Below are 18,137 nucleotides of genomic sequence, written 5' to 3' on the forward strand. Positions count from 1 at the left end.
AATTTTAAGAATATTAAGTGTGGACAAAATTAATGTACTGAGATTAAAAAGAACTTTATCTTACCTGGAAAGTAAGCAACGCGAATTGAAAAGACAAAATAAAAATGATACCCGAAGCCTTGAGTCTATGATAAAATATCTTAAAAAAGATATGTTAGAGCAGTTTAAATTAACAGATTATGATGTTTACATCAAAGGCGAAATCAACAATACCGAAACTTTTATTCAAAGCGTTAAAAGCATTATAGATACTAATTCCAGATAGTTCGATCATAATCTGCCAGGTACATTTATTGGGCTATTTTATTGTATTCATCAAATGCTTTATTAGGATCTGCAGTTGCATATTCATTCTCGGGTTCCGGAATTACGTGAATTTTTGAATCGCTTAAAGAAACAATCGCTGAACAAACATAAACACCTATCTTACCTTCGCTGTATTTATAGTCCAACAAGGTTAGTTTTACGACTTCATTAATCGAAAGTTCATAATAATTTCCGTAACGGATAATCTTAAAGTAGATTTCTTTGTTTTCGACGATTTCAAATTGATTGGTTTGAATGTTCTCAAAAACAAAATTATTCTTTACATCTTTTTCATTAAATCCCCAGGCTCTAAACTGTACAAAACCATTTACAAAATCAATAGAAATGTAATAGGCTGTTCCCTGCTCATCGCATTCGATTACGAAACCTGTTTTTCCCATTCCTTCGACAGCCAATGTTCCTTCCCATACAAAATTTTCTGAAGGTTTATCAAAACAAAAAACTTCATAACCGCTTCGACAGCCAATTCGCCATTTATTTTCATTTTCGATCTCAAAATTTGCTGACGGATTTCCTAAAATTGGTGTAGGAACAGGCATGTTTCTTTGATGAATGGTTCTTTGGTAAAGTGTTCTCCAATGATGGTAGGTTTTTAATAATAATCGGCCATTACTATCTACATCCAGTTGTTTTGGCGGCGGAATTACGCGAAGTGTATTCACGTTTCCTCCAACGAAGTAAAAATTATAAATCAAATAATACTCGCCTTCTTTTACAATTCTTGCTGCATAATTGCCTTGTGGCATTAATACATTATTATGAAACGCGTGGTATTCTCCTTTAAAATCGGGAGAAAACCAATAACGCACTTTTATATCTTCGCGAATTGAACCCAACAAATAATGCATTCCTTTTATTTCTACCACGCAGGGACATTCTATATCATCATATACATAGGCTACATGCAGCGGTTTTTGCAGTACAAAACCTTTTTCTTCTCTTTTTGCAACGCCAATACATCCTCTTCTATACGTTGGCCCTACTGCACTTCGCGCACAAATTAGCAGATAGTCTTCTCCCTCAAATTCATATTTATAAGGATCTCTGAAACTCAGCCATTCACGTGGGTTATTATCTCTGCTTTCGTAAAACGGAGCATCACTTTTTAGCGGTAAACCATATTGATTGTCTTTTGTCCAGTGAATTAAATCCGGCGAAACTGCCCTGCCTACTTTTTGCGTAACTCCTTTGTCTTTGCGCTTTAAACCTGTATAATACATTTCGTATCCTTCTCCGGCCGAGTTTTTACTCACATGCATTGTCCATAACATATCATCATCCCATTCGCCTGGATCACCTACAAACAAAGCATTTTTTACTCTTTTCCAAGAAAGACCATCTTTTGATACTGCATGCGCAATATAATCGTGATTGGGAATAATAAGATGAAATAAATGATGCACTCCGCTTTCATCTATAAATACATCAACGTCTCCTATTTCCCAATTACTAAATCCTGAACCTGAATACATACTAACCTAATTTATTATTTAACATATTGTGTCATTTTTGTCATCCTGAGCGAAGTCGAAGGATCGCAAACAAAATCGCTAATCTTTAATTTCCATATTTCAAGGGATTAAAATCCCTTGCTACAATATGAATCGTTCCTCCGGAACTTATTTATTTTATTATTTTATAATGTTTTAATCCTTCTAAAATACCGGACGAAGCTGCATCTTTGGCCACATAAATACTTTTTGTGGTTTCATAATTAGCGAGTTCTACGCTTCGGTTTCCTACGATGATTCCTTTTACAGCACCTCTGAACATATCGATATCGTTGCCTGAATCTCCGGCCGCAATAACATTCGATAAAGGAATAGACCATTTACGGCATAAAAACTTAATGGCATTTCCTTTTGAGGCTCTTTTAGGTATAAAATCAAGAAACTCGCCATGACTCGGGATAATATTTACTTTGTACCATCCAGCGCCTAAAACTCTGATTAATTGCTCGTGATCGTATTTTTCTTTATCATAATAATAAGATATTTTATAAGGGTTTTGCGCTTCTTCTTCCTGCAGTCGTAACCACGGAACTTCTTGCAGACGGCTGACAATATCCTCTCTTTTCCATCGGCCGGCCAGAAATTTAGCCCAGCCTTTATCTAAAATATAATCTTTACCATTTGTATAGTAAATTTCGGTTCCTACGGAGCAAATAATAAAATCAGGCAACGGAAATTGTTCTTCTTCGATAACTTGTTTTACCAATGCTAAATTTCGTCCTGATGCCAGAGCAAACGCCATTTTATCAGTACGATTGATCAGATGCTCTTTTAGTTCTTTTAGTCCGGGATTGTTTAATTTTGGTTCTATCAATGTCCCGTCGATATCCGAAACAAATAAATGTTCGACCTTACGTTTTAATCTTTCGATATTGATATTAGGGTAATGCTGTTTTTTGATTCCTGAACCGGATGATAGTGACAGATTTTCGTTGACCAAATCTACATATTGGTTGACGTGACTTAACCAGCTGTAATGTTTCTGAATATTAATGGCGCCATTATTCGAGTAATATTTCCATTGATTCTCATTGGTTAAAATATTTCTCAATGCTTTTTTGATTTCGTTTTCATCCAGCGGATTTACTAATTCTCCGTTCTGGCAAGTCGGAATAATTTCTGATGGTCCGCCGTTTTTGGTTACCACAACCGGTAAACCTGAACTTGCTGATTCTATTACGGTTAAACCGAAATTTTCATGCAGGGCTAAATTCACAAAAACACCTCTTTTTTCGGCGGCATAACGATATATAATCGAGACTTCATTTTCGACGTCATGTTTCTTCGGAATTGCCATTTTCCCGTACAGATCGTATTTATCCATTAATAACAAAAGATCTGTAAGGACATCTTTTTCAGATTCGGGCATTTTTGAAATATCTTTTCTAATTCCGGCAAAAATAACCAGATTGGCAATGCTTTGCAGTTCTTTGTCTTTACCATAAACTTCAATTAGAGTGTGAAGATTTTTATGGCGATCTGGTCGTGAAAGCGCCAGAATAAAAGGTTTGTGCGGATTTATTAAAAACTTCGAAATGGTCTCGGCTACCCAATATTTTCGTTGCTCTTCTTCCATTTGCTTATCAGAATCTTGTTCTCTATGATAATACGGAACAAATTTACTGGTATCGATTCCCGGTGAAATGGCGTGGTATTTACCTAATTCAAAATTTTTATAGGGTTTGTAAGTTTCGATTTCCTGCTCTGTCGAAGTAACTATAAATTCAGATAATTCTAAGGTTTTTTCTTCGGCTGCAATTCTTTGTTTAAACTTGTATTTCTTTTCAATTTCTTCTTCGTTTAAACCACTTTCCAGCAATTTATTTTTTTTATGAAAACCTAAAGAATGGCCTGTATGCGCGAAGGGAATATTTAAGATGGTTGATAATTCGCTGGCTACATATCCTGCATCGCCGTAATGTGAATGAATCCAGTTGGGGAATATATCATGGAGTTTGATATGTTGCACAATTCCGTTTACAAAAGTGTCTAAACCGTCCCATAATTGTTCTTTTGCTTTGTACTTTTTTCCCAGAAAGGGAATACGCCTTATGTCTAATTTATCATTAATGATTTCGATAGGTACTGCATATTCCGGAGAAAGATTTGGGTCGTCGATTAATCTTGTAAATACGTGAACATGTTCTACATTTTCGTGTTGTGATAAAAACTCTGCAAGTTCGTATACATATTTTGTTTGTCCGCCATTATCAGCATCTCTACCAATCTCCAAACCGGAACCTTTTAGCAGTCCGTGAATGTTGATTAATGAAATTCGTAATTTTGTCATCATTGTCTTTTATTTGTTAGAATTTTTAAGGTACGAAAAATCGAGCAGTTGAGCCCAAAATCATACAAAAAATAACAGGATTATTAACATTTACAGACAAAACTGTAAGAATGATGGTGGTCGCGAAGTAAATTTTATGATTTTCGAAAAAGACGAAAAAAAGGTTTTTAGCCACAGATTAAAGGATTAAAATGATTTAATTATTTGTGGTTAATTATTTTAATTTGATAATTATTGAATAGCTAGAAAAGCCACGAATTCACGAATTTAAAATTGTTGAATTTTATAGTAAAAGACAACAAACTATAAATACGATATTGTATAGTCCCGGAGGGATAAAATATTTATAGAAATATTAGATAAAATGAACAGAGCCCGTCGCGGCGGGTGAAATATTTATCAGGTACGTAATTATATGTGGCTCCTCTGGAGCTTGATTTCTAAATTCTATATCTTTTTTTCTATAAATATTTCGCTCCGCTGGAGCTTATCTCAAAATTCCCTATCTCTTTTGTTCTACTAATTTATAGGTACCAATTATCCATATTATTTGTCATTTTCGAGGAACGAGAAATCTTCGTGAGTAACTTTACAAAGATTGGAATTTCTTTGCGGAGTTTCTAGTGTAATCCTTCCTTCGTCAGGATGACAAAAATGAGTTTAATTGTTGAAAATGAATAATAGACAAAGTGCTTGATGTTCTCATTCGAAAAACTACACGAAAATCCTGTTATGACAACGATTGTCTTAGCCCCGATAGAAGAGGAAATCCTTTTTTGCCGGTGTTCGGCACAAAAGATTGGAACGGATTGCTTCGCCAGTTCGCTCTTTCAGGCTCGGGTGCGGGATTAGCTCCTAAAAAAACACCTTATTGTGGTTTGCTATTCATTATTCAGGTAATAAATTGTCTAAGTCTGATGTCTTATAGAATTTAAGATCGTTAAGTTTCATGTATTTGCAAATAAACTCTAAGGTTTCTATTTTGGTCTGATAATTTTCGGTTACGTTTTTAACGGGTTTGTGTCCGCATAAAAGCAAAATTTTATTGTGTTTTTTAGCGTAATCTAATAGTTCTAATACATACGGAATACTAAAATGTATGTGACTGTTGTCGATATCAAAAGCAAATACAATTTTCGAATTATTAAAAAAACTGTCTTGTTTTTCGGGCGCTTCGCCTCCAAACGCTCTTCCTCTTATAATTTTAAAATCATTCGATAAAGCTTTGTCAAGTGCGTCAGATCTTTCTCCGTAAGGATAGGCAAAAGTGGTTACATTAAATTTTAGTCTTTTCATAGAAGCAATCATCGGGTCGATTTCCTGTTTCATGTAGGCATCGATTCCGTGTTGGTTGACAAATTTTACAGCGTTGTAATGATGGTAACCATGACCTGCAATTTCGTGGCCTTCCTTTTGCATTTCAAGAAGTTTTTTTATTTGAGGAGCGCCAATAGAATCTATTCGGCAAACATTAAAAGTGGCTTTCCATCCGTATTTTTTCAAGGCCTGATCGGCTTCGTACCATTCGTCGACATAGGCGTCATCAAAAGATAAAATTACTCCCGCTGCATATTTTTTAGGTTCTGGTTTTTCTTTTTTGGTTTCGCAGGAAAAAAAAGTAAAGAGTATTAAAAACAATAGTGTTTTAGTGTAGAATAGCTTCATAGATTACTGGTGGTTAATTTTTCGAACTCTTAAAAAAATACGACTTTGTACTTCAAATATATAACATTCTTGTTTAGCTTTTATGCCCTATTCTTTAAATTTTAATATAAATCATCGTCATATTCTTTGGTTAATTTTTTGCAGCAGGTTCTACTTTTTAATTACTTTTATAGCAACAAATTTGATTACTATTCGCACATGAATAAAGTATTATTAGTTGAAGACGATCCAAGGGTTGCTTCATTTATTACGAGAGGACTTGAAGAGCATCTGTATGAAGTGAAAACAATTACAAAGGGTTTTGATGCCATAAAAGAAGTAATGGAGAACGAGTATAATATTATTATTCTCGACATCATGCTGCCTGATATTACAGGATTTGAAGTTTGCGAAGTTTTAAGGAGCCGAAAAATAATTGTTCCGATTCTTATTCTGAGTGCGCTCGATACACCACACGAAAAAGTAAAAGGTCTGCAAGCCGGAGCCGATGATTATCTCGCTAAACCTTTTTTGTTCGAAGAATTACTGGCGAGAATAAATGCGCAGCTGCGTCGTGCAGAATTCAGTACCGGAATTCTCGATTTTCAGTCGTATGCCGGAGTCGAAATTAATATGAAAGAACAAAGTGCAACAAGAGACGGAAAAGAACTGAATTTGTCTTCGCGAGAATTAAAGCTTTTGATCTTTTTTATGAAAAACCGCGAGAAAGCCTTATCCCGAATTGCGATTGCACAAGCGGTTTGGAATATCGATTTTGATACAACATCCAACACCGTAGATGTTTACATTAATTATTTGAGAAACAAGATCGACAAGAACTTCCCTACTCCTCTTATTCATACCATAAAAGGAACGGGATATATGCTCAAACAAAAGAGTTATGAATCTTAAAAATAAGTTAGCCGCTAATTCTACTTTACTTTTTGCTTTTATAACCGGGCTTCTTATGGCCGGATCTTTCCTGCTGTTTAAAAGTCACATGAAAGATCTCTATTATGATAATCTTGAGGATCATGCCATGACAACGGCACTTTTTTACTTTGAAAAAGATGAGATAAAAGAGTTTAATAGTGAGCGTTACAAACAAATTGAACTTCAGTACAAACGCATCAACAATGAATCGATACGGGTTTATGATGCCAAAACCAATACGCTTTATTTACGCGATACTATTAATTTTGAATTAAGCGATCAGGACTTAAAAAATATCAAAAAAGAAAAAATTCGAACTTTTAGCCGTGGCGACAGGCAATTTGTTGGCTTGTTTTACAAAGACAATCAGGGAGATTTTATCATTGTCGTTTCCGGAATCGATCGTGCCGGTAATCGTCAATTAGATATGCTGGGGCTCATGTTTATTTTGTTTTATCTCGTGGGGATTCCTCTCAATTATCTTTTGGGAACCTTTTTGGCCAGGCAAACTTTTCGCCCTTTTACAGAAGTAATTAAAAAAGTAAATACCATAACGACCGAAAATCTTCATTCGAGATTAGAAGTCCCGCAAACCAGCGGCAAAGATGAGATTAAAGAACTGGTAACGACTTTTAATTATCTTTTAGAAAGACTAGAAAGCGGAATCATGATTCAGAATAATTTTCTAAAAAATGCTTCGCACGAATTAAAAACACCGCTTACCATTATTATAGGAGACATCGATGTATCGCTGCAACAGCGCAGAACCAACGAACAATATGAAGAAATTCTAAAATCGCTGCGTAAAGATACTTTACATCTAAAAGCCACTCTCGACGGTCTTTTGGTTTTATCGGGATTAGAACTTTCTGAACCGCAACAAATGGAAACCGTAAGAATAGACGAAATCTTATGGAATGTTCTCGAGAAAAAAGCCATAGAATATCCGGAATCTAAGGTTTCATTCAATTTGAATGCCATTGCAGATCAGGAAGATTTACTTTCTGTTTATGCCAACAAACACATGCTTTTTATCGCCTTGTATAATATTTTAGATAATGCCATAAAGTTCTCGAATCCTAAACCGGTCAATATTTTTGCGCTTTCTAATGAAGGTAAACTGATCATCAAAGTCGTAGATCAGGGTCCGGGAATTTCAGAAACCGATCAGAAATCTATCTTCGATCTATTTTTTCGAAGCGATAATACACGCCATATTCAGGGACAAGGATTGGGACTTTTTATAACCACACAAATCCTTAAACTTCATAATATCAATTTAATTGTAGATTCTGAACTTGAAAAAGGTACTTCGTTTTCTTTGGTGTTTCCTTAAAGCAATAATTCATCGAGATTTCTATTTTATTTTTTTTCAGGAGCTAATCCCGTACCCGAGCCTGAAAGAGCGAACTGGCGAAGCAATCCGTTCCCATCTTTTGTGGTGAACACCGCCACAAAAGGATTTCCTCCCGAAGCCTCGGGACTATCGGGGCTAGGGCAATCATTTTCATAAGAATGTTTTTCGTATAGTTTTGTCATTTCGAACAACAGTCGAGCGGATGTAAATATGAAATAACAAATGTTTTGTTGTGTACCTACGGCACGCTAACGGATCTTAAATTCAATTTTCTACCAATATTTTGTGCCTAGCGGCACAATAAAATAGCTCCAGAGGAGCGTAATATCTATAGCAATATATCCGCGCCTCATTTAAAGCTCCAGCGGAGCATAATATCTATAGCAGATTTATCCACGCCCCATTCAAAACTCCAGCGGAGCGCCATATATTTTTATTATAAAATCGATATATATGTCGCCCCGATGGTGCTTTTTGAAACATGGATATTTAATTTTCTATAAATATATCGTCCCTCTGGGACTTTATCAACAGCCTAAAAAGAAAGCTCCGGAGGAGCGTAATATCTATAGCAATATATCCGCGCTTCATTTAAAGCTCCAGCGGAGCATAATATCTATAGCAGATTTATCCACGCCCCATTCAAAGCTCCAGCGGAGCGACATATATTTTTATTATAAAATCGATAAATATGTCATCCGCCGCGGCGGACTTTTTGAAACATGGATATTTAATATTCTATAAATATATCGTCCCTCTGGGACTTTATCAACAGCCTAAAAAGAAAGCTCCGGAGGAGCGTAATATTTATAGCAAATATATCCGAGTCCCATTTAAAGCTCCAGCGGAGCGATATATTTTTATTCTTTAATTCTTAAAAATGTCTCGATAGGGTTTTGTTTTAAATGTTTTTAAATTACACTCAGCACGTTAAATAATCATTTATTTTTAGTAGAATACTTCTCTCTCAGATTATCGATTTTTGCGATCGGTAACATTTACTTAACACTCTAATCTTTTTCTAATCTACTTTAAATCTAGCTTTAATCTACTTATTTTTAGCTTTTTACACAAGTCGTTGATTTTAAAGAGCTAATTCCTTTCTCTTGAAATAACATCTTCATAATCCTAAGTTAACAATGAATAGTTTTATCATTTTAAGTTAACAAAAGCGTTAAATCTGATCGAAACAAAGACAGTTTCTTTGTCAAATAAAAACTAAAAACAACATGACAAAACTAAAACTCTTTTTTTCGGCATTCATGCTTCTTGTTATGGGGAACATTTTTGCTCAAATTACAACCTCATCTTTATCTGCAAAAGTTAGCGATGGTACAAGCCCTTTAACTGGCGCCGAGGTTACATTAACACATTTACCTACCAACTCCGTTTACAGAGCTGTAACAGATAAGCAAGGTAGGTTTAGTTTCGAAAATTTAAATGCCGGTGGACCTTACGAACTTGAAATTAAAAGTTCTGGTGTTCAGGATTATTCAAATGCACAAATACATTTAGCACTTGGAGACAATGATTTGCCTACAATAGTAGTTGGTAAATCAGATAATAATGTTCTGGAAGAAGTAGTAATTACAGGTTCTAAACCTTCTTCTAAAAATAACGGAACAAGTATTAATGAGAAAAAAATTAATGGTCTTCCGTTAATCAACAGAGGAATTCAGGATGTTACTAAATTAGTACCACAAAGTTCTAACAACTCTTTTGCAGGAACGAACTTTAGATACAACAACGTAACTATTGACGGTTCTATTAACAATGATGCAATTGGTTTTAGCCCTTCTTTAGGAGGTCAGTCAGGAACTTCAGGAATGCCTGGAAGCAGTACACGATCAAACTCTATAAGTTTAGATGCGATACAGGATATTCAGGTTTATATTGCTCCTTATGATATTAAATTAGGAAACTTTTTAGGAGGAAGCGTAAATGCCGTTACCCGCAGCGGTACAAATGAAGTAACAGGATCTATTTATAGCTATGGCAGAAATGCTGCTATTACTGGTCCTAATAATGCAGGTGATGGTTCTAAAATGCCAAATTCTTTTGGTGATTACCAAGTTGGTTTTAGATTAGGTTTACCAATTATAAAAGATAAATTGTTCTTCTTCACCAACATGGAATATGCTGAAAGAACAGATCCTTTGTTCTACAATGCAGGACAAACGAATTCTGAAGGAAAATTAACTTCATTGGTTGATAACACTACAGCAGAACAAATTTCAAACTTCGTTAAAACAAATTATGGTTTTGATCCGGGAAGTTACGGTGCTTATAACAACTTTGCGAAAAGTCAAAAATTCTTCAATAAATTAGATTGGAAAATTAACGACAAACACTCTCTTTCGCTAAGAAACAATACTGTTATTTCTCAAGCTTCGAACTTAGAGCGTGATGCTGCAAACTTCAGGTTTTCAAGCATGGACTTTACTCAAAAAAACCAATCTATTAGTACGGTTTTAGAATTAAAAAGCCACTTTAACAGCCAATGGTCTAACTCATTTATCGCAAGTTACTCGGCTATTAAAGATTACCGTGATCCAAAATCATCCAATGCAATGTTTCCTCAGGCAGAAATTGGTTATAACGGAGGAACAATTTTCTTAGGAAATGATCGTGAAGCAACTGTTTTTAACATGAAACAAAACACTGCCGAAATCACTGATAACCTTACTTACAAAACAGGAAACCATACTTTATTGTTTGGTACACACAACGAATTCTACGACATTAACTACGGATTTGTAAATGCACTTAACGGAAGAGTTTCATACAAATCTCTGGCAGATTTCTTTAACAAACTTCCTACTCGTGTTCGCGGAACGTATCCTTTTGATGGTTCTACAAGAGATCAGATTTTTGATAATCCTTATGCTAAATTCAAAGTAAACCTTTATAGTGTTTATGTACAAGACGAAATTAGAATTGGAAACAAATTAAAAGTTACTCCTGGTGTAAGAGTTGATTATACTGATTTACCAAACAAACCAAAATTAAGCCCACAGGTACAAAATTCTCCGGCTGATCCTAATTATGGCAATACATACACTTACACGCCTTTAAGCCAAATTAATAACAACTTTTTCAGCACTGCATTAGTTTCTCCAAGAATTGGTTTTACGTATAATGTAGACGAAGATAAAACGCTTGTTTTAAGAGGTGGATCTGGAGTATTTACAGGTAGAATTCCGTTTGCATGGTTAGGATATGCTTACTACAATGACGGTGTTGGTTACGGAAGTTATGATAAAAACAACCTTACTCCTGCTCAGGTTGCAGCAGCTGGTGATCCTTTGGCAAACAACGGTTTGAATGGATATCACGATGCAACGCCAAAAGTTCAGGCAGATTTAGTAGACAATAAATTTAAAATGCCGGCTGTATTAAGAAACTCATTGGCCATCGATAAAATCATCAACGGTTACAAATTTACAACTGAAGGTATTTATACTAAAGTAATTCGTGATCTTGAATTTCAACAAGTAAATAAGACAGATAACCCAACTTATTTCTCTTATGATACAAATCACCAAATGCCAATTTATGCAGCAAACATAAATCCAGCTTTTTCTAATGCTTATTTATTATCAAATACAAACAAAGGATACAGATACAGCATCACTGAGATGGTTACGAAATCATACGATTTTGGTTTAAACTTTATGGTAGCGTATACTTACGGAGATTCTCGTGACGTAACAAACGGAATTCGTAACTCTATGGAAAGTAACTTCCAGATGAACCAGTCATTGACTCCTAACGATCCTCAATTGGCGACTTCTAACTTTAACATCAAACACAGAATCGTTTCTAATGTTGGTTACTCTGTAAAACTGGCTGATAACAATACTTTCTCTGCTAACGTGTATTTTAATGCACAATCAGGAAATCCGTTCTCATGGGGATTTGTAAACTCTACAATTGCAGGAACAGGACAAGCGGCAGGATTGGCTTATATCTTTAAAGATGCAGCAGAAGCAGCTAAATACATTGGTGTAAATGCAGCAGGAGTTCCTTCAGCAACAGCAGCTCAACAAGTTGCAGCTTACGAAGAATTCATTAATGGAAATGATTACCTAAAAAGCAGAAGAGGAACATTCACTCAAAGAAATGGTGATACTACTCCTTGGAACATTCAGGCAGATTTGAAATTAACAGATGAAATTAAAGTTCAAAAAGTAGGTACATTCCAAATTTCATTTAGCATGGCAAATGTTGGAAACCTTATCAATAAAGATTGGGGAAGAAGCTACTTTGTTCCAAACACTTACAATTCAACAGCTAACCTTGGTTTAACAAAATCAGGAAACTTAGGCGGAGTTGCTACTGGCGACCCAACATATACTTTCCAAAAACCAACGGCTACACCTTATACTATAGATCAACTAGCCTCAAGATTCCAAGGACAACTTGGACTTAGATATTCGTTCTAAAAGATTGTGTTTTATTTTTTTATTTGTCCCCCAGTTTCACACCCTTATGAAACTGGGGGACTTTTTTTAAACAAATGCTTTGTTAAAATCTCAATTTTTTAAATTCCAAATTCCAGTACCAAATACCAATATCTTAAATTCCAAATTCCAATAAAAGAGAGGAAAAGATTAAAATCTTTTCCTCTCTTTATATAGTTTAAAACAGCTCCAACAATTGGAATTTGGAATTTTTAATATTGTGTTTTTAATTTGAAATTTTATCCCTTCAGCGGTAAGATAAACTTAAAAGTACTTCCTTTTCGAAATTCACTTTCGGCCCAAATTTCGCCTTGGTGTTTTTTTATAAATTCACTGCAAAGTAATAATCCTAAGCCATTTCCGGTTTCATTTTCTGTGCCTTTTTGGATTACTTTTCCGGTAATTTTAAACAGTTTTTCTTTTATTTTATCAGGAATTCCAATACCATTATCTGTAATAGAAACCTCAACTTTTTGATTTATTACCTGCATTGTAATTTTAATTTCACCTTGCTGATCTGTAAATTTAATTGCATTGGTCAGTAAGTTTCGCAAAACGGTATCAATCATGTATTTATCCAGTTCTGCTTCAATAATTTCAGTTGATTCAAAACTTAGATCTATATTTTTATTTAAGGCACTATTTTTATGGAGCGCAATATTTTCTTCAATTAATTGATTTAAAACCACTTTTTGAGGATTGTATTCGATCATTCCGGTTTGCACACGCGACCAGTCTAGCAAATTCTCCAGCAGTTTGTAAATATTTTTGTTCGATTCATGAAGCATTCCTGTAATCTCCTTAATTTCTTCATGGCTGTAAGTATCAATTTTCTGAGCCAATATTTCTGATAATGTAACTGAAGATCCCAAGGGTCCTTTTAAATCATGTGCTATAAGCGAAAAGAATAAATTTTTATCGTTTAAAAGTTTCTTGATTTTAGAATCCTGTTTTTCCTTCACCAACAATAAAAATCCAACAGTACCAATAAGTGTGAGCAAAAATAAACTTATGCTATATAAACTGTCGAAAATACTGGGTCTAAAAAAATATTGTTGCGGATCGATATGACTGTAAATCGCTCGTAAAAAGATTAAAATTTCGAATAAAACATAACAAAGCAGATAAAATATTCGGAAAAAATTAGTTCCTTTTTCTCTAAAGTAACCTATCGTTGGCGGTAAATAAATAAAAAATATTGCCATCGACATAATAAAAATACGCGTGTTGATCGTATTCTCGAACAATGTCGCCAGGTTAAAAACTAGTATTCCGGCAATTGTAAGTCCTTTTTGTAAATGATACCGTCTGTTGCATTTCGTTTTAAGAAGAGACATTATCGCTATTGTTTCGCAACATGTACCACACAAAATTATTGAGTTAGCAGCATTAATAGAAATAAAATCCGGGATGATGTTTCTTAAAAAAATTAAAACCCATCCTATGGTTAATAATATTTTACCATTGCCAAAGGTTCTTAGTTTTTTTCTGTTCTCAACGGTAGCATATGAAAACGAGTAACTAAAAATAAGAATGCAAATAAATAAGTTTCCCCAAAAATAAAGTATAAAAATCGTTTTTGGATCTAGTGGCAAAAATTGAAACATTACAGGCTTTAATGTATTTTAAAAAACTAATCGCAAATATACAACTTAGTGATGTAATCCGCTATCGTACTGCGTTTATTGGTTAAGAAAACTATTTCGATTAACCATTACTTCAGAAAATTTTTCTATTTTTCAACTTAAATAAATTGAAGTGAACTTTAAGATTATGACTATTTTTATATTCTACAATTATAACCTTAATTGAATTGCGACACATTAATTAAAAACAAAATGAGAATAATGATTATGGGCGCATCAGGAGCCGGTGCTACAACATTGGGCGATTATTTCGTAAAAAATAATGATCGTTTTTTACACCTGGATTCTGATAATTATTTTTGGAAAAAAACCGAACCCCTGTTTCAGGAAGCAAGAATTGATGATGAACGCAATTCCTTATTCGAAAATGATTTTTATTCTCACAAAGATGTAGTAGTTACCGGTTCGATATTTCATTGGCATACTAACTATAAGTTTTTATTTGATCTTGTTGTTTTATTATATATTCCGCAAGAACTTAGAATGCAAAGATTGAGCGAAAGGGAAATTTCGAGATATGGAGATAAAATACTTTTCGACGAAAAATTAAATGCTAAATACAAAGCTTTTCTTGTATGGGCAGCCGAATATGATCTAGAAGAAAATACTTCAAGCAGAAGCCTTAGACAACAAAAACAATGGTTAACAGAAGTACAATGCGCTACTTTGTTTCTAGATGGTGATCTAACGATAAAAGAAAGATTTGACATTTTACAAAATCATATTTCATAAATCATCTGTAAGCTTCTTCCCTTTATCTTATAAATAATCAATTCAGGAAAAAATAGTGAGCTGATGTTCTAAAAAACAATCCATCTTATAATCGGCTAAACTTAAATTAACATCCTGATTTCCATTTGTAAATGCAACGACTTTCATACCTGCTTTTTTCGCTGCCAGCATTCCTGAATAAGAGTCTTCGATAACAATACAATTTTCAGGATTGATACCCAGTTTTTTTGATGTCATTAAATAAATAGCAGGATCTGGTTTGCCCAACTCAACAAATTCTGCTGAGAAAATGATATCAAAATATTGCGCAATACCCGCTTTTTTAAGTACTACCGGTATTATTTTATAAGGTGAGTTGGTAGCCAGACCAATCTTGAAACCATTTGATTTTAGTTTTTTTATAAAAGATTCAATACCTTTTATTTCTCCCCCAACCTGCTCTATTAATTCCATTACTCTTGTGATCACCATTTCTTCAACCTCTTCGAGAGTTTTGTTTTGCCACGGAAATTTTTCATACCAAAACTTTGTCACCTCTACAGTTGTCATTGTTTTAGTGAGATTAGTAAATTCTTCTTCTAAGGCAACACCAAGTGATGAAAATATTTCAAATTCAGCTCTTTGCCAAAAAGGTTCTGAATCAATAATAACACCATCCATGTCAAAAATAACTGCTTTCATAAATTATAAGAATATAAGTTTAATCTAAAATTGGTTGGCCAAACTAAACCTTTTTGTTTTCTATCAATAATTTCCCCCAATCGTTTAACAGCCATAAAGCTTCTACCAGTTTTTTTCCTATTTCGGTAAGGGAATATTCGACTCTTGGAGGAAGTTCATTAAAGGATTCTTTAGTTAAAATTCCATCTTGTTCCATCTCTTTAAGCTGTTGGTTCAAAACGCGTCTGTCTACTTTAGCAATACCACGCAAAAATTCGCTCGGACGTTTTTTCCCTTCATTAATTTGCCAGACTATAGGAATTTTCCATTTTCCGCTAATCGAATTTACAGCAATTTCTAACGGACAAATTTTATTTTCTTCTGCTCTTTCCTTTATTTCCATAATAGTGACCTTTTTATCCCTATGAGACAATTATATGCGTTATTGCCCATGTTGAATGTATTTTGAACCTTTACAAAAATAACAAAATTAAAAAGACCTCAATAGTTTAGACGAATAAAGCAAAAACATTAAACCTGAAATTACAATACAATAATACTATCATGACTGACACAAAACGAAAAGGATCGCGTTCTGCAAAAGATATTCCAACATCAATTTTAAATCAACTAAATCGGGGAGAAATTGAAACCACAAATCTGGTAGAATGGTTGGCTGTAGATCAAAAATTACTGCTTGAAAATGTGCTTCAGAAAATGGAACGAACATATTATCTTAAACCTATTACAGACCAAATTAATGGTTTACAAAAACAAACGGTTAATACGATAAACGAAACTATTGGAAGTTGCATTTTAGAAATTGCAACCAAACAAAATGATATCGAAATTCTTCCGGCAATACAATCTCATCAATCAGATTTGGTTCGATGTTGGGGAACTTATACTATTGGCCGCAATGCCCAATTATCTATTGCTGAAATTCTATCCCAAATTAAACCTTTTGCTGCCGATACACATTTTGGTGTGAGAGAAATAAGCTGGCTCGCTATAAGATCTGCCTTAATTAAAAACCTTGACGAAAGTTTAAAGATTCTCTCAAAATGGACCAATGATCCTGCTGAAAATCTAAGACGTTTTGCAAGTGAAGCAACCCGGCCAAGAGGCGTTTGGAGTGAACATATCGAGCAACTAAAACAGCAGCCGGAACTAGGTTTGGTGATTTTAGAACCTCTGTTTTCTGATCCTTCTAAATATGTACAAAATAGTGTCGCCAACTGGCTCAATGATGCCAGCAAAACACAACCTCAATTTGTAATTGAGATTTGTAATAAATGGCAGAAAAAAAGCGCATCAAAAGAAACGGCTTATATCGTAAAAAAGGCATTGAGAACCATCGAAAAATAATTAACTGAAATAAAAAAGGGGATAGCTTTTTTATCACTATTCCCCTTTTTCGCAATTAACTAAAAAAATCTTTATTGGTCTCCTCCATTCATAAAAGTCATCAAAAGTGTGTACGCATTTTTGGTTACAATTTTTGAAGATTTATCAATAGCAGAAGATTTTATCTGACGAAAACCATCTGTTGTTGTTCCCGGTTCTACAGCTACCATTTTGTATTGATTATTTCCTGTTACCGCAAAAACAAAAAACTTGCCTTGCCACCTTACAACCGCGTCTTCTGGAACTGCAATTGCTTTTTCGTTTTGATATTCGGCTTCAGCATTAATAAAAAGTCCCGGAATTAATGCACTATCATACTGATTTACTTTACAAACTACTTCGGCTGCACGATCATCATTAAGACTTTGATTGATATAAGCAATTTTTGCCGTATACTTTTTAGATCGTTTTGCATTGGTAAAAGCCGTTACTGTTTGCCCAACCGAAAGCAAATGAATATCTTTTTCGAAAGCATTCATTACCAATACGATATCGCTCATTTCTAACAACTCAAAAAGCATATCTGTTGGCGCAATATATTTACCCACGTTTACATTTACCTTAGACACCAAACCGTTTATAGGCGAAGTAATCGCTACTGTTTTACTAATATTTGATGCTGTTAAGGTTTTTACATTAATATTTAGCAAAGCTAATTTTTGTGCCAACGATGCCATATAAATACGCTGAGTCTGCATTTCGGTAGCAGTTTGCTCAAACAATTTATCACTGCTTGCTTTTTTGGCATTAAGTTCTTTTTGTCGATCGTATTCGCTTTTAGCCAATTGAAATTTTTCTTTGGCAGTAAGATAATCCTGCTGCAATTGTATGTACTGCATATCTTCTACTACAGCCAATAACTGACCTTTTCTAATGTGCATTCCGGCCATTAAATCGGTTTTTCTAATGTATCCGCCCAAAGGAATACTTACGCTTACTACACTTTTTGGCGGTACCGTAACTGTTCCCTGAAGTTCTAGAATTCCTTTTACATTTTTCTCTTCCGGATTCCCAACAACCAATCCTGCATTTTTAACCTGATCGTTCGTTAATGTAATGCTGTTTTCCGGATTGACTTCTGTTTTATTTTGTGGCTCTTTTTTATCTTCCTTGCAGGAAACCAATAACAAAAGGCTTAAAATCGTGATGCTATATATTTTCATTGTA

Annotated in this window: 13 protein-coding genes; 6 read left to right on the top strand and 7 right to left on the bottom strand. The window is 34.3% G+C overall.

Annotation, left to right across the window (positions count from 1 at the left end; genetic code table 11):
- A partial coding sequence (locus FLACOL7796_RS03640) for a hypothetical protein (RefSeq protein ID WP_317168318.1) occupies positions 1 to 265 on the top strand: 265 nt, incomplete at its 5' end.
- Between the two features lie 25 nt (positions 266 to 290).
- Here the strand turns inward: FLACOL7796_RS03640 and FLACOL7796_RS03645 are convergent.
- The 3 genes from FLACOL7796_RS03645 to FLACOL7796_RS03655 form a co-directional block, all read right to left on the bottom strand.
- Positions 291 to 1,799 carry a glycoside hydrolase family protein gene (locus FLACOL7796_RS03645; protein ID WP_173969473.1) on the bottom strand — a complete coding sequence of 503 codons (1,509 nt, stop codon included), beginning with the start codon at positions 1,797 to 1,799 and terminating at the stop codon, positions 291 to 293.
- A gap of 151 nt (positions 1,800 to 1,950) precedes the next feature.
- Positions 1,951 to 4,131: an HAD-IIB family hydrolase gene (locus tag FLACOL7796_RS03650; protein ID WP_173969474.1), complete on the bottom strand. Its 2,181-nt coding sequence runs from the start codon at positions 4,129 to 4,131 to the stop codon at positions 1,951 to 1,953.
- A gap of 885 nt (positions 4,132 to 5,016) precedes the next feature.
- Positions 5,017 to 5,793, bottom strand: coding sequence for a polysaccharide deacetylase family protein (locus FLACOL7796_RS03655; protein WP_173969475.1), 777 nt, complete (start codon positions 5,791 to 5,793; stop codon positions 5,017 to 5,019).
- A 198-nt stretch (positions 5,794 to 5,991) separates the two neighbouring features.
- On the opposite strand from FLACOL7796_RS03655, the gene FLACOL7796_RS03660 reads away from it, so the two are divergent.
- The 3 genes from FLACOL7796_RS03660 (at position 5,992) to FLACOL7796_RS03670 (ending at position 12,507) form a co-directional block, all read left to right on the top strand.
- Positions 5,992 to 6,684 carry a response regulator transcription factor gene (locus FLACOL7796_RS03660; RefSeq protein ID WP_173969476.1) on the top strand — a complete coding sequence of 231 codons (693 nt, stop codon included), beginning with the start codon at positions 5,992 to 5,994 and terminating at the stop codon, positions 6,682 to 6,684.
- Positions 6,674 to 8,041 (top strand): HAMP domain-containing sensor histidine kinase, encoded by a 1,368-nt coding sequence (locus tag FLACOL7796_RS03665; RefSeq protein WP_173969477.1) that lies wholly within the window; start codon positions 6,674 to 6,676, stop codon positions 8,039 to 8,041. The genes FLACOL7796_RS03660 and FLACOL7796_RS03665 overlap by 11 nt, the downstream gene beginning before the upstream one ends.
- Positions 8,042 to 9,291: 1,250 nt before the next feature.
- The gene (locus tag FLACOL7796_RS03670) at positions 9,292 to 12,507 is read left to right on the top strand and encodes a TonB-dependent receptor (protein WP_173969478.1); all 3,216 of its coding nucleotides are present in this window, start codon (positions 9,292 to 9,294) and stop codon (positions 12,505 to 12,507) included.
- A 257-nt stretch (positions 12,508 to 12,764) separates the two neighbouring features.
- Here FLACOL7796_RS03670 and FLACOL7796_RS03675 read toward each other — a convergent pair whose 3' ends face one another.
- Positions 12,765 to 13,862 (bottom strand): sensor histidine kinase, encoded by a 1,098-nt coding sequence (locus FLACOL7796_RS03675; protein WP_173969479.1) that lies wholly within the window; start codon positions 13,860 to 13,862, stop codon positions 12,765 to 12,767.
- Positions 13,863 to 14,363: 501 nt separating this feature from the next.
- Here FLACOL7796_RS03675 and FLACOL7796_RS03680 point away from each other — a divergent pair.
- Entirely contained in the window at positions 14,364 to 14,903 is a 540-nt protein-coding gene (locus FLACOL7796_RS03680) for an AAA family ATPase (RefSeq protein WP_173969480.1), read from the top strand.
- Positions 14,904 to 14,945: 42 nt separating this feature from the next.
- Here the strand turns inward: FLACOL7796_RS03680 and hxpB are convergent, their stop codons facing one another.
- The gene (gene hxpB, locus FLACOL7796_RS03685; protein ID WP_173969481.1) at positions 14,946 to 15,584 is read right to left on the bottom strand and encodes a hexitol phosphatase HxpB; all 639 of its coding nucleotides are present in this window, start codon (positions 15,582 to 15,584) and stop codon (positions 14,946 to 14,948) included.
- Positions 15,585 to 15,627: 43 nt separating this feature from the next.
- Positions 15,628 to 15,966, bottom strand: a complete 339-nt coding sequence (locus FLACOL7796_RS03690; RefSeq protein WP_173969482.1) for a winged helix-turn-helix transcriptional regulator — start codon at positions 15,964 to 15,966, stop codon at positions 15,628 to 15,630.
- Between the two features lie 161 nt (positions 15,967 to 16,127).
- Here FLACOL7796_RS03690 and FLACOL7796_RS03695 point away from each other — a divergent pair, with 161 nt between their 5' ends.
- On the top strand, positions 16,128 to 16,931 hold the full coding sequence (locus tag FLACOL7796_RS03695) for a DNA alkylation repair protein (RefSeq protein ID WP_173969483.1): 804 nt from the start codon (positions 16,128 to 16,130) through the stop codon (positions 16,929 to 16,931).
- 71 nt (positions 16,932 to 17,002) lie between these two features.
- Here FLACOL7796_RS03695 and FLACOL7796_RS03700 read toward each other — a convergent pair whose 3' ends face one another.
- Positions 17,003 to 18,133 (bottom strand): efflux RND transporter periplasmic adaptor subunit, encoded by a 1,131-nt coding sequence (locus FLACOL7796_RS03700; protein WP_173969484.1) that lies wholly within the window; start codon positions 18,131 to 18,133, stop codon positions 17,003 to 17,005.
- Positions 18,134 to 18,137: the final 4 nt, after the last annotated feature.

Source organism: Flavobacterium bizetiae, assembly GCF_902804475.1.
GTDB lineage: Bacteria > Bacteroidota > Bacteroidia > Flavobacteriales > Flavobacteriaceae > Flavobacterium > Flavobacterium bizetiae.

Bases quoted from the DNA above. Each gene is read 5' to 3' on its own strand.
- FLACOL7796_RS03645 (WP_173969473.1), bottom strand. From the start codon at position 1,799: ATGTATTCAGGTTCAGGATTTAGTAATTGGGAAATAGGAGACGTTGAT.
- FLACOL7796_RS03650 (WP_173969474.1), bottom strand. From the start codon at position 4,131: ATGATGACAAAATTACGAATTTCATTAATCAACATTCACGGACTGCTA.
- FLACOL7796_RS03655 (WP_173969475.1), bottom strand. From the start codon at position 5,793: ATGAAGCTATTCTACACTAAAACACTATTGTTTTTAATACTCTTTACT.
- FLACOL7796_RS03660 (WP_173969476.1), top strand. From the start codon at position 5,992: ATGAATAAAGTATTATTAGTTGAAGACGATCCAAGGGTTGCTTCATTT.
- FLACOL7796_RS03665 (WP_173969477.1), top strand. From the start codon at position 6,674: ATGAATCTTAAAAATAAGTTAGCCGCTAATTCTACTTTACTTTTTGCT.
- FLACOL7796_RS03670 (WP_173969478.1), top strand. From the start codon at position 9,292: ATGACAAAACTAAAACTCTTTTTTTCGGCATTCATGCTTCTTGTTATG.
- FLACOL7796_RS03675 (WP_173969479.1), bottom strand. From the start codon at position 13,862: ATGTCTCTTCTTAAAACGAAATGCAACAGACGGTATCATTTACAAAAA.
- FLACOL7796_RS03680 (WP_173969480.1), top strand. From the start codon at position 14,364: ATGAGAATAATGATTATGGGCGCATCAGGAGCCGGTGCTACAACATTG.
- hxpB (WP_173969481.1), bottom strand. From the start codon at position 15,584: ATGAAAGCAGTTATTTTTGACATGGATGGTGTTATTATTGATTCAGAA.
- FLACOL7796_RS03690 (WP_173969482.1), bottom strand. From the start codon at position 15,966: ATGGAAATAAAGGAAAGAGCAGAAGAAAATAAAATTTGTCCGTTAGAA.
- FLACOL7796_RS03695 (WP_173969483.1), top strand. From the start codon at position 16,128: ATGACTGACACAAAACGAAAAGGATCGCGTTCTGCAAAAGATATTCCA.
- FLACOL7796_RS03700 (WP_173969484.1), bottom strand. From the start codon at position 18,133: ATGAAAATATATAGCATCACGATTTTAAGCCTTTTGTTATTGGTTTCC.